This window comes from Salmonella sp. SAL4457 (assembly GCF_046548235.1).
Lineage (GTDB): Bacteria > Pseudomonadota > Gammaproteobacteria > Enterobacterales > Enterobacteriaceae > Salmonella > Salmonella enterica.
The window spans coordinates 1-238 of the sequence record NZ_JBGDZO010001287.1; the positions used below are offsets into that span (position 1 = coordinate 1).

At 67.6% G+C, this 238-nt stretch carries 1 protein-coding gene; it reads right to left on the reverse strand.

Going from position 1 to position 238, the window contains the following annotated elements; translation table 11 throughout:
• The coding region (locus tag ACLJNW_RS28345) for a condensation domain-containing protein (protein WP_410961984.1) at positions 1-238 on the reverse strand (238 nt) is incomplete at both ends.

The following is a 238-nucleotide window of genomic DNA, read 5'->3' on the forward strand; positions in this document are numbered from 1 at the left end:
GCGCTGAACCAGCTGTTTCAAGGCAAGGGCCAGGTGTGGCTCCAGCTCCAGGTCCAATTGCGCTCCACGATAGCTGCGCAGCGGCTGCCGCGGGTGATCGAGGGGCAACTCGATCACCGGCTGCTCGCCGCCCAGCAGGCCGGTCCAGTACGCCAACTGGCGCTCCTTTTCCCCCGCCTCCATCCAGCTGCGCTGCCACAGGGCGTAGTCCGCGTACTGGATCGGCAGGGCCGGCAAC